We start from the raw sequence: 12,221 nt of genomic DNA, 5'->3' as shown, positions 1-12,221 counted from the left end.
TATATATTATTAATTTTTGTAATAATATTCATTGTAACACTATTTTTTTTCATTTTTAATTATATGAACGTTTCTATGAAAAAAATAGAAAAAATAACAATAGAAAAAATAATAGTTTTTAATGATAAAGACAGTTTATATATTACAGCTAATAGCTGGGGATTAGCAGGAAATAATGAAGTAATTGTATTATCTCAGTCAAATAAAAAAACTCCTAATAAAATTGATGATTATATATTTTATACTTCTGAAATTTTTTACAAAATTGATAATAATAATACCATTATTATATATTCTCCTGAAAGTTCTATTAATGAACCTGATAAAAAAATCTCTAATGTTACAATAAGGAGTTTAAAAACATTTGATGAGATAAATGATTACAATCTCAATTTTAAAAAATATGGTTTGGAACGAATTAGTATTAATAGGTAAAGGATAGTATTTCAAATGTGTTGTTGCACTACAACATATTAATTACAAATAAATTAATTTACAATAACACAAAAGGCAAACTAACGTTTGCCTTTTGTTATTTTATAAAGTTGCTACATTTTTATTAAAGAAATCTTAATTACTTTTAAACTATATTTCCTAAAAATTAAAAGAAATTTGAAAAACATTTAATAAATAATAAATGGGCATATAACCCTTATAATAAATTTATATATATAATTACTATTTTACTATTCTTCTCTTGTACGAAAAATAGTCATTCTTATGATTTTTCAAAATCATGTAAGAAAACTTCAAATTTTAGTTTAGAAAATAGATTAAAAAACTATCCTTTTAATATTTCAAAAAAAATAGTTTTTATTTATTATATAGAAAATAATTTAAAGAGAGAACGTAAACCAAATGGTACACAACTAACAAACTATTTAAATGAATTAAAAGCTAGAGAAACAAAATTTTACATTCATGATGTTCATCAAGTGCATGTATTAAATAACACAAATATCGATGAACTTACTAATCTTTTTTATAATATAGGAGAAAATGAGGGGACCAATGTAACGATGATGATTTCTGGCTGTTTTTATTATAAAAATGCCATCTTATTTTTAGACGAAAATAATTATTTAATTGATTATATAAAATTCTCATTTGATTGTCGTAGAGAAGAATCAAGCAATAGTGCTGTAACAACAGGAAAGAGATGTACTTATAAATTTAATCTTATTGAGAATTTTTTTTATAAATATGGTATAAACACTACCTCTCCTTAAAATAATAATTACAAATTCAAGTCATACTACTTGAACAAGATGTCTTGAAGAATTTTATTAACAAACAAAAATTTTAGTTCATGAAAAAAATTTTAGTAATAATATTCATTAATTGTTTTCTTTATAATTGCTATTCTCAGGAAAAAGTTAATGATATTATATATTTTTTACCATCTAACGTTAGTAATATTCTTATAAAAGAAATAAAGGATAACGATAATAATTATTTGATATTAGATAAAGAGGATAGTGATACATATATAATATATTTAGATAACTCTATTGAGAATTTTTGGGTTAAACATACTAATAGATCTGTTTTTTTTAATGGTAAATTAATTCCTTTATATTTTGTTTATGATGAATACTTTTCATTTGCTGAAGAAGGAAAAGATGTATTGAAAAAATTAGGAACAGAAGATGGTATTCGTAAAGTAAGTTATACCCGAGATAATGTTTTTAATGTAAAATTTAAACTCAACGGAGAAATAGTAAAATAATACAACTAATGTAAAAAGAAATGAAGTTCAGTAAAATAATACAGATTGTAATATTATTGATTTTTCACTTACAATTTTGTAATGCTCAAACCTGTAATTTAAAAAAAGGTCAAGAAGAGTTTACTAAAAGAATTATTGATATTAAAGATTACATAGAAAAAGAAAAAGCTATTGATGTTATCAATTATGTAAATGAATTAGAAAAGTTAACAAATATCAAGTCTGAATCCGATATCAATTATTTTGGCAAGATGAATCCAACCAAAAATGATTTAATAAAATGGAACGAATGGTATGAAAATAAAAAAGAAATCGTATGTTGGGATGATACAAATAATAGATTATTTATTAAATTGTAAAATCTAATTGAAAGAAAAAATTATAATTAACAATAATTATCCCGCCAGCGCCAACATCCTACTTGTGACTATAAAAGAAATAATTTTAAATATCTGTAAAATAAAAAAGATAACTTATATAAATGGGTACAATCTATCGTTGAAAAACCTCATTAATTAAATTATGAAATTATATATAAAATTAGCCCTGTTTACTATAGTTATTTTTTTAAGTAATTGTAATACATCTATAAATATACCTAAAAACAAGTTTGTTTATAAAAGTAAAAATAGAACATTAGAGGTTTATTTTAAAGATGATAATAGTTGTTTAATAACAAACACTTTTCATTGCCCTGATATCGATGAAAATTACAAAATAATCAAAATGGAATTTGATTATTTACGAAAAGGCGATACAATATTTTTAAATAATAAAAATCCCTCATACGAAGAAGGATTATATTTAAAAATACCGGAGCAGGAAAGTGAAAAATGTGATTTTCTTAATAAGGAAAAAAGAGAGAGATATGGAAAATTCGTTCCAACTTATTCAACTGATTTTGAAAAATATGGAATTGTACCTAACTTAAATATAGATACTCTTTACATAATAAAGAATAAAATTACATTTTTTAAAAAGAATTCAACACAAAGTATAGGTTTTATATTTAAATAATTAAATATAAACGAATTAATACCACCCTTCTCAAAATCATAAATAATGAAGTATTTATTTTTAATTATATCCATATCTATATCTTCTAAGATATATTCACAATTTTATGATATATCGAATAAAGATTCTATTGAAATTATTATTTCAAAAAATAAAATTATTCAGAATAAAATACAGATAGTAAATAAAAAAGAATTTTCTATCATTGGAATGCACAAATTAAGTGTATCGTTTTATCCAAAAAAAAATTTAGAAAAACAAGTATTAAAAAAAGTCAAAAAATTTATAAAAGATTATGAAAAAGGATTGACTCAAGAAAAATTAAAATATGATGACATTTATAGAGATTCAGTTTTAATTTCTAAACAGAGTTTAACTTTATTTGATAAAAGAAAAATCTTACCGAAGATAAATGTTATTAAAATAGAATTAGATAAAAATGAGAATGTTTATAGAGATTTAGATTTATATTGTATTGATGTTTTAAATACGCAAACTTGTTCAAACAGTATAATTAGCTTAAATTCTGTAAAATTCTATAATTTAATTAAAGAATAAACCTAAAAGCAGCTAGCGTAAATATCTTGCTCTTCACTGTAAAAATATCATTCTTAAAACCATCAAAAGAATTAACTGTTCTAATAATCCTATAGATTATATAATTATAAAAAATAGTATAATGATAAATAAATTAGTGACACTTTTTTCTGTAATTATTTTGGTGAGCTGTTTTACAAATACTTCTAAAAATAAACCATTACCAGAATATTATATGATAAAAAATATAGATAGTATTAATAATTAAGGTTAGTGTTTCAATAGTTTTGATATATTATTATATTACGATATATTTACTTCAAAAAAAATCACAATTACACAAAAGGCAAACGATAGTTTGCCTTTTGTTATTTTATAAAGTTGCTACATTTTTATTAAAGAAATCTTAATTACTTTTACGAGAGAATTTATTTGTAATGCATCCAAGAGATTAACTATAATTATGATGCAAAATGTGGTAACTTCTATGAAGCTTTTGTTGTAGGTGCAATAGGTTCTCTTGCAGCAGATAAGTGGAATAAAATTGCTGGGAATTTTGCTAAAAGTTCAATAGTAGTAGTTACATTTGGTGCAATGTCAGGAGGTAAAGGTTCTTACCTCTCATACAAGTAAATAGAATTAAACTCTATGAAAAACATTTTTTTTTACATAATACTTTTATCTCTTACATCATGTAGTGTTAAACATATTGATTCATATCAGAGTAATGTTGATTCAAAAATTGTATATATACTACCTGAATCAGTTCAAAATTTAATAATACAAAAAACAGATTCAATTAATAAACCTTTTTATTTATTACTAGATACGCAAAATAATAATTTTAGAATTTACATTGATTTCACCAAAGATAATGGTGTAACAAAATGGATAAATAAAACAAATCGTTATACATATATTAATAAAGAATTTTTTCCTATTATTTTTAAATATGATGAAATTTTTTCAACTCCAGATGAGACGAATGAAGTTATTAAAAAGTTAGATAATAAAAACTATGATATAAATTCCGTTTACATAAGAAGGTATGATGTATTTCATATCGACTTTAACAAAAAAGGGGTTATTTTTTATAGTGGCTACTAGAATGTTCTAAACAAAAATTCACTAAACACAAAAGGCAAACTAATTTTTGCCTTTTGTTATTTTATAAAATTGCAATATTTTTTAAAGAAATCTTAATTACTTTTACGAAAGAAATTCTTTGGAATGCATCTAAGAAAATTAACTATAGTTATGATGCAAGATGGTAACTTCTATGAAGATTTTGTTGCAGGAGCAATAGGTTCTCTTGCTGCATAAGAATGAAATTATTTAAGGTTTATAGATGAATAATTATGAAATTATTAAAATTTTTATTACATGTTTTTATTATATGTTTTTTTACATTGTTTATATCATGCTTAGTTCCTCCTCCTCCGAAAGTTTTTGAATATAAAATAATTGAAGAAAATACCAATAGTAAAGACTTTATTATTAAACCTGTTTTTGGTTATGAATATATTGCAACAAAAGAAAATTTTTCATACATCAGTATTCATAACATTTCAAATGAAAAAAAGAATTTAAAAAAAATAAGTTATTCAATTAATTCAAAATACAAATTATGTTTCGATTCATTAATTGTTACAAAATCAATATTTAGACCACCTTTAGATTATTTAAATGATACTACAATACCTGCAAATATGATAATCATGAATCCAAAAGAGACAATCAATTTAAGAATGGTTTGTAGTAAAAACCAAATTGACAAAAGTATACACGATACAGTTAATATTTCAATTGAAGTAAATAATGATTTTTTTTATTATAAACTAAAAAGAAGGTAAGGTATCAGATGTGTTAGTTATTATAAGACAATCAATAAATCTAATGTTATTGTAGAACATAACTTCTTTTCATATGATACAGATTTTATATTCAAGAAAAAAATATAAATGGTATATTTTAAAAGATAATAAATAGTATATTTTTTTAATAATGGAAAAAAATGTAAAAACAAAGATATTAATGAATGGTTATTTGCATAATATAAATTGGAGAAGATGCTTTTATGAAGAAAATTTTTTCATAGTTAATTTTACTATTGATGAGAATATTAATATAAGTCATGAAAATTCATTATTTTTATTTTCATTTCAACAGGGATTTATAGCTTATAAATCAGAAAATAAAGTAATAGTAAATAAAAACATATTGTCATGTCTAAATCAAACTAGATAAACCTTGCTTGGAAATCCCCAAAAAATAGCATGAGAGTTATAATGGTAGCCTTCATTTATCAATCCCTTCCGTTTATGGTAATACTTCTAATGCTATTTATAATCTAAAAGTTAATGGTAAAATACATATAATGGTTTTAAATATCAAACATTATCTGATCCTTCTAAGTTGTATATTATTGTTTCAATGCAAAACTAAGAATGATATTTCAGAAATCTTAACAAAAGAGCATACTACCTATTGGGATTACTATAAATATAGTAAAATTTCAAATGAGAATCAGATTCAATCTTTAAGTTTTTCCAAGAACGGTGAATGTGAATTTTATGCTGTAACTATTGATGGTAAAAGACAACATTATAAATTGACAGCATATAGTAAATTAATAGGAAAATGTAATAAGTGGAAATTAATAAACGATTCCGTTATTAATATAAGATGTCAATGGGATTATCAATATAAAATAATTAATGATAGTACAATATCATTAATTAATACTCAAACAAAAGAAAAAAAAATATTGCATAAATCTCGAAAAGATAAAGCAGTGTTAAGGTAAATAACCCAGCTAGCGCGATCATCCTGTTAGTGACTAAATAAGAAAATATTAATTTTTAAAATAACCAAAAGCCAGCTATTTGCTGGCTTTTATATTTTATAATATACCTATATTTTCATTAAAGAAATCTTAATTACTTTTACGAGAGAATTTATTTGTAATGCATCTAAGAGATTAACTATAGTTATGATGCGAGTGGTGTAAAGTTAAGAAAAGTTGTAACTGATGGGTCTAAAATTACCACAACAGATTATGCTGGTGGGTTTTAATAAAAAAATAAAACCAGTGAATCTATTGAATCACAATCTAATACATTAAATTATTTATTATCATTCATTTTATAATCACTAAATTTGAAATATTCTTCCACTCCTCAAATCAATAATCAAATATTTATAAAAAATGATAAAATTAAACCTAGTAACTTTATTATTGACTTTAATATCAATTCCCAGCTTTGGACAAGAGTGCAACTGCGAAGAAAACTTCGCTTGGGTAAAAAAAACATTTGAGGAAAACGATGCGGGATTCCAATATATTATAGATAAAAAAGGTCAGAATGCTTACAACGCTCTCAATCAAAAAACAAATGAAAAAGCAAAAAGCGCTGAAACTCTTGTAGATTGTCAAAACCTAATTAAAGAATGGTCTAGATTCTTTAGAACGGGGCATTTTGGATTCTCTATTGTTAAAAATAATTATAATAACCCAGTCGACGAAAAAAAAATCAAAGAACATCCTATAGTCAAAGTTGATTTTCCAAAATTTGAAAAACATCTTTATTAAATTCTTCAGAATCTACATAGAATTTAGTTGAAAAAGACCAAGAAATTCTGTTTAATGTTATACTTGAAATATTTTGATGAGTTTTTTGGATTTCGTTTTTATATCCAAATATTTTCTTAAAAAATCCCATATTAAATTCTTGTTTTAGGTTGTCTTTGTAAAATTAAAACTAACGTTTCGCAGCTCTGGGATAGTAGCGAATTAGAAAGCCAAAACTTTCAATTTTTAACTAAGCTAAGCTACAGCTTTTTATTGTTTTCTAAATTTAAGAAAGAAGTCAATGTAATTGGTTTTTGCAACAAAAAAGGAGAAACTTTTAATTTCGCTTTACTTTTGAAGTATGAAAAAATTAGCTTATCAGATTTTTTTGAAGACTTTAATAAGTTTTACAATAATTAATTGAAATAAATAAAAGAGCTTCAGATAAAGCTTTTTTTATTCAATTATTTATATATACAACAATGGTTATAAATTAGATTAATTTATATATTTGCTATTTATACGAAATGCAGGTTTAGAGAGTTTTTCACGAAACTAAAGGTATAGTAGTTTCGTAAAAAATAATGTTAGGTGCAATTATTAACAAACACACTTTAAATAGTATGATTCCAATTTTAGATGATGGAAGAAATTTTACACCATTAATTTTTTACACAGAATTTCTTCCAAAATTAGCTGAATATTATAAGAACAATAAGTCGGAAGATATTAAATTCTTATTATTTCAGAAAGGTGATACAGAAATTTTTAGTGCAATATATCGGATTGATCCAATATCAACTCCTTTATTATTAAGTATAATAGAACAATTAAGCAAATTTCACAAAAAATCATTAGAACTATATTTAAATAATAATCATGCAACTATAAAGGTTTTAGGATTTTTATTTAGAGCAGATTTTTTTAAAATCTCAAGAGAGAACAAAATTCTTTATTATAATGAAAATTATCTAGGAGCATTTCAAGGAAATGAAATTCGTAAAGAACACATAATTAAATCGTATAAAAAGAAAGATTTTCCTAATATAGATTTTGATTTTGAAAACGAAATCCAACTTCGAGATCACGTGAATTCAATAATTTCATATAATGTTCAAACACACTTCGGTGAACTTTTATATGACAATATCAATACTGCAAATAATCATAATGAATATATTAATATACTTTCAGAATTAATAACGAACGGAGTAATTCATTCACAATCTACAACATATGCGATGATGTTTGTGGATAAATATCAAACTAAATTTTCTATTTCAGACAATGGAATCGGCTTTAAGAACTCATTGAATTCTAAACAAAATTTACCATTTTATTATAAAAAGAATGAATTCGAAAGTAACACTACTCTGCAATTTCCAACTTCTATAAATAAATACTTTATTGAAAATCTGTTAGAAATTTTTGAAATATTGTTTTATTCTTCTCTTAAAGAAAGAAAGGGACTATTTGATTTGATGTTAAATGTAGTCTTACATAGTAATGGTTACTTCAGACTTCATACCAATAATTGTCAAATAATAATCTCTAACAGAATTTTTAAATATATAACTTCTCTAAATGAATTAAGAGATGAAATTCTAGAATCACATAAATTGTTTGAATTAGAGAAAATTTCACTAAATGATTACCAGCAAGCAATAATTGATAAAAAGAACTTAATTTCAAAACAATTTGAAAAAATTATAAACGCAACAATTAAATATTACTCTGAAGAAACTAAATTTTCTTCCATTAGATTTTATAATGTCAGATTTAAAGGGGTACATATTGAAGTTGAAATACCAAACTAATTACTATGATAATATCAAAACTAAATGCAGAAAACTTCATTTATTATGATTTACATAGTGAAGAAGTTTTAACATCAAATTTTATAGAAGAAAACAATAGTGGTGTATTTTGTGATAGATTGCAATCTATTACACTAGATAGAATTTGTGATGATATTTTAAATTCAGATCAAATTATTAAAAGTATTGCATTTGACCTTCATAATATAGAAGGTTCGCAAGATAACTTAAGTCAATATTTTACAAAGTTAAAAAGTAATGGGTTTCAAATTGCTTTATTGAATGTTACGGATGAATTAATTAATTCATTTGGTTATAATAACATAAGTAATATAAACAATCTTTGTACATATTTAACATTTTATGATAAAGGCACATTAAAACCAAGAAAAAAAAATGGGTATTTCAGATATTACCTAGTTGAAGATGGTAATTGCAATTTCATACCTCATGATTTTAATATTGAAGCCATTTTCAATAAAGATTTCATAGAAAAATTGAAGATTTACAGTATAAAACATCAAGAGCCTCATACTTCATCTTTTGTATATTTAGAATCATACATAAATATTAAAATGTTTATTTCTGAACAAAAATCATTTTGTATATACAGTATTTATAAGTTGGCTTTGAAAATATTGAAAGAATGGAGAGAAAACGGTCCTATTCCATTTTACGATGTAGAAAACAATAGTATTTACAATGCTCCAATATTAGTTTGTCAGAGTTTAAATAGTTCATATATAACATCTATATTATCTAATCTACTAAAGTTAGATATTTTGGTTTTAGATAAAATTGGACCTATAAATCGAATTTATAATTCTTTAAATAAAAATATAATAGAAAACAGAAATTATATTGTTGTTTCTGATTTAGTATGCTTAGGAACAGAGGTTAAAATTGTGAAAAATATTATTGAGTTTTTAGGAGGGAAATATCTAGGAAATGTTTCGCTAATTAAAACAGAAACTTTAAAAAAGAAAGATATTAAAAGAAAGGATGCTACAATTGCTGTATTTGCAATTGATAGTACAAACAATGAAGATTTAGGTTATTTTATATCAACTAATTTAAAGAATAAAAAAGAAACTAATGAATGATATAATTATACATATTTCTGATTTACATATTTCTGATCAAAGTAAAAGATTTGGACCTGCTAACACAGATACATACTTAACTTACGAGCCTAATGATCAGAATTTAAGTTATGTAAATCAATTTATTGACAAAATTAATTCAATACAAAGTAAAAATAAATACTTGATAATAACCGGTGATATAACAAATATCGCTGAAAGACTAGAATTTAAAGAAGCAGAAAGACTTATTAATCATATTTTATCAGAATTAAATATAGATTCAAATCATCTATTACTAATTCCAGGCGATCACGATGTGCATAGAGATTCAATAAAAAATGAGTTACGAGAAGAAGTTGAAGTCTCTACAGAAGTTATAAATCAAATTAAACTTAAAAATTTTAGTGAGTTTTACAAAAATGTTAAAAGTGATGATTTCGACAATGACAATTTAATTATTGATACTTTAAATATTGAAGATATTATTTTACTAGCAGTAAATTCAAACTATATTGTAAATCAAAATGGAGGTCATGGTTTTTTGCCAATTGATAAGCTGGAGGAAGAACTAAAAGCAATCAAAGTAGCTTATCCTAATGAAGAATTAGTCTTATGTTTACATCATAATTTGGAAGGTGAGCATGAAGATAAAACTTCTGGTCAATGGGAAATGGAGAATAAGAAGGCTTTAATTACAATATTTGAAAGATATAATATTAAATGTATTTTAAATGGCAATGAACATACTCATAATTCCAAAATTCTTGCCCATAGAAATAGCATTACAGTAAGTGACAGCGGTCCTTTTAGTAGTATATCTTCCGTTCAGGCTTCCTTCAAAATTTACGAAATCAATAAATCTGAAAATAGCTTATATTTAAAAAATAATATTTATACATTACATAAAGTTAAAGGTAATACAGAATCAAATTTTGGTAATTGGACAAAGATAGATGTTCAAGATTTAACAGGTTTAGAAAAGGAAATTTTCGAATTTAGAAAATTAGAGTTACCAATATTAGAAAACAATTTAGAACAACTACCAGAAATTGAAGATAAAGATATTGATACCACATTAGTAGAAAATCATGTAAGTTCTACAATTATCAAATATGAAAATATAGATATTGAAAATAAACTTTATGATATAATTAAAGAAAAAAAATTATTCCATCAAGGACACTTTCATTGGAGTGCAACTTCAAGAGCTCATAATTGGATTGACACAGCAAAACTTTTAGAGGATAAAGAAGATTTGTACTTTATTAAAAATTCAATTATAGACATTTTAGAGAAAATGAATTTAATCGAAAATACTGATTTAATTATTGGTTTAGGATACGAAGGCAATATCATTTCAAGTAAGGCATCCATTAAATATCCTATTCCCTATACATATCTTCCATACTCATATAGATGGGAAGACCATAATGATTTCGAGAATAAATTAAATTTTGAAAATTCTGATAGTAAATTTAAGCAAGTTATATTAATTACAGATGTTGTTAACGATGGCAGAACAATTAGAAAATTAGTTGGTAAAGAAACAAGAGAAAAAAAGTTTTTTGAAAATGTGGAAAAAATCATAGTAGTTTCCTTGTTTTACACAGGTCATATTGAAGATATTAACGTTGATATACTAAATTATAATAAGTTAGAAGAAGCTGAAAAAATTGATGACGAAGAGGTTAATAATATAGAATTCTATACTATTAAAAAACTTAGAATCGAAAAATGTCCTTATGGAGATGACTTTAAAGAAAAATGTTTCATTATGAACGATAATTTACATTGTATACATAAATTCTATACTGAAAAATCATAACTGCACCTAATAACTAAGCTTTCGTCTTGCCCATATGGCATGGGATGTATTAAAATCACTGCATACATAAAAAATAACTATTTATAAAACAGAATTTGATGTATTTAATAGAAAAGAAATTTACCCTAAAAATGATTACTTAATCTACTATCTAAAAGAAATTGAAAATGATAAAGAAACCTATTTAGGAACAAATGATATTTATGAAAGTCAAATAGAAAAATTAGATTGGTAGTTAAAACTTCTGCTAACAAGGGTAACTGTTGCACAACTCCAATTTTAAGCACAAAAACACAAAATAGTATAAATAAAACCTCTTTAATAATTATTTTAAGGAGGTTTTTATTTTACACAATAATGTATATAATATAGTTTTGTTTGTATATTTAGGGTTGATTTTACGAAATGCTGATATAGGTGTTTTTTATGAAACTTTTCTATCATTTACTTCGTAAAATTTTTAACCGAGAGACTTTATGAATGAGACACTTAAAGAAATAAAATATAGTTTACTATTGTTATTTGGCTTATTAATTTCACTAGCAATAACAGTAATATTACCACTTTTTATTATTTCTTATCTAAATATAAAAATTATTGGTGTTTTATCCATATTTGTAATTTCCAATTATATATTATT

The 12,221-nt window shown here is 23.4% G+C and carries 12 protein-coding genes; all 12 read left to right on the top strand.

Annotated features, from left to right (window positions below):
- The first annotated feature begins 75 nt into the window (after positions 1-75).
- Positions 76-435 carry a hypothetical protein gene (locus tag BUA86_RS03345; protein ID WP_143147230.1) on the top strand — a complete coding sequence of 120 codons (360 nt, stop codon included), beginning with the start codon at positions 76-78 and terminating at the stop codon, positions 433-435.
- A gap of 500 nt (positions 436-935) precedes the next feature.
- Entirely contained in the window at positions 936-1,229 is a 294-nt protein-coding gene (locus BUA86_RS16185; protein ID WP_072929864.1) for a hypothetical protein, read from the top strand.
- An 80-nt stretch (positions 1,230-1,309) separates the two neighbouring features.
- Positions 1,310-1,729 (top strand): hypothetical protein, encoded by a 420-nt coding sequence (locus tag BUA86_RS03335; protein ID WP_072929862.1) that lies wholly within the window; start codon positions 1,310-1,312, stop codon positions 1,727-1,729.
- A 20-nt stretch (positions 1,730-1,749) separates the two neighbouring features.
- Entirely contained in the window at positions 1,750-2,088 is a 339-nt protein-coding gene (locus BUA86_RS03330) for a hypothetical protein (protein WP_143147229.1), read from the top strand.
- A gap of 163 nt (positions 2,089-2,251) precedes the next feature.
- On the top strand, positions 2,252-2,746 hold the full coding sequence (locus tag BUA86_RS03325) for a hypothetical protein (RefSeq protein ID WP_072929858.1): 495 nt from the start codon (positions 2,252-2,254) through the stop codon (positions 2,744-2,746).
- A gap of 45 nt (positions 2,747-2,791) precedes the next feature.
- Positions 2,792-3,304, top strand: coding sequence for a hypothetical protein (locus tag BUA86_RS03320; protein WP_072929857.1), 513 nt, complete (start codon positions 2,792-2,794; stop codon positions 3,302-3,304).
- Positions 3,305-3,931: 627 nt separating this feature from the next.
- A complete protein-coding gene (locus tag BUA86_RS03315) occupies positions 3,932-4,390 on the top strand; it encodes a hypothetical protein (RefSeq protein WP_072929855.1) in 459 nt (152 codons plus the stop codon).
- 251 nt (positions 4,391-4,641) lie between these two features.
- Positions 4,642-5,136 carry a hypothetical protein gene (locus tag BUA86_RS03310; protein ID WP_072929853.1) on the top strand — a complete coding sequence of 165 codons (495 nt, stop codon included), beginning with the start codon at positions 4,642-4,644 and terminating at the stop codon, positions 5,134-5,136.
- A gap of 1,355 nt (positions 5,137-6,491) precedes the next feature.
- Positions 6,492-6,875: a hypothetical protein gene (locus BUA86_RS03295; RefSeq protein ID WP_072929847.1), complete on the top strand. Its 384-nt coding sequence runs from the start codon at positions 6,492-6,494 to the stop codon at positions 6,873-6,875.
- Between the two features lie 563 nt (positions 6,876-7,438).
- Positions 7,439-8,671: a hypothetical protein gene (locus BUA86_RS03290; protein ID WP_072929845.1), complete on the top strand. Its 1,233-nt coding sequence runs from the start codon at positions 7,439-7,441 to the stop codon at positions 8,669-8,671.
- 5 nt (positions 8,672-8,676) lie between these two features.
- Positions 8,677-9,774, top strand: coding sequence for a hypothetical protein (locus BUA86_RS03285; protein ID WP_072929843.1), 1,098 nt, complete (start codon positions 8,677-8,679; stop codon positions 9,772-9,774).
- On the top strand, positions 9,767-11,581 hold the full coding sequence (locus tag BUA86_RS03280; RefSeq protein WP_072929841.1) for a metallophosphoesterase: 1,815 nt from the start codon (positions 9,767-9,769) through the stop codon (positions 11,579-11,581). The genes BUA86_RS03285 and BUA86_RS03280 overlap by 8 nt, the downstream gene beginning before the upstream one ends.
- Positions 11,582-12,221: the final 640 nt, after the last annotated feature.

It is taken from the genome of Chishuiella changwenlii, from assembly GCF_900142565.1.
Taxonomy (GTDB): domain Bacteria; phylum Bacteroidota; class Bacteroidia; order Flavobacteriales; family Weeksellaceae; genus Empedobacter; species Empedobacter changwenlii.
This window is presented reverse-complemented; position numbering and strand designations above follow the sequence as displayed.

Coding starts and splice junctions, on each gene's coding strand:
- BUA86_RS03285 (WP_072929843.1), top strand. CDS start 8,677: ATGATAATATCAAAACTAAATGCAGAAAACTTCATTTATTATGATTTA.
- BUA86_RS03280 (WP_072929841.1), top strand. CDS start 9,767: ATGAATGATATAATTATACATATTTCTGATTTACATATTTCTGATCAA.
- BUA86_RS03330 (WP_143147229.1), top strand. CDS start 1,750: ATGAAGTTCAGTAAAATAATACAGATTGTAATATTATTGATTTTTCAC.
- BUA86_RS03295 (WP_072929847.1), top strand. CDS start 6,492: ATGATAAAATTAAACCTAGTAACTTTATTATTGACTTTAATATCAATT.
- BUA86_RS03325 (WP_072929858.1), top strand. CDS start 2,252: ATGAAATTATATATAAAATTAGCCCTGTTTACTATAGTTATTTTTTTA.
- BUA86_RS03315 (WP_072929855.1), top strand. CDS start 3,932: ATGAAAAACATTTTTTTTTACATAATACTTTTATCTCTTACATCATGT.
- BUA86_RS03310 (WP_072929853.1), top strand. CDS start 4,642: ATGAAATTATTAAAATTTTTATTACATGTTTTTATTATATGTTTTTTT.
- BUA86_RS03335 (WP_072929862.1), top strand. CDS start 1,310: ATGAAAAAAATTTTAGTAATAATATTCATTAATTGTTTTCTTTATAAT.
- BUA86_RS03320 (WP_072929857.1), top strand. CDS start 2,792: ATGAAGTATTTATTTTTAATTATATCCATATCTATATCTTCTAAGATA.
- BUA86_RS03290 (WP_072929845.1), top strand. CDS start 7,439: ATGTTAGGTGCAATTATTAACAAACACACTTTAAATAGTATGATTCCA.
- BUA86_RS03345 (WP_143147230.1), top strand. CDS start 76: ATGAAAAAAATAGAAAAAATAACAATAGAAAAAATAATAGTTTTTAAT.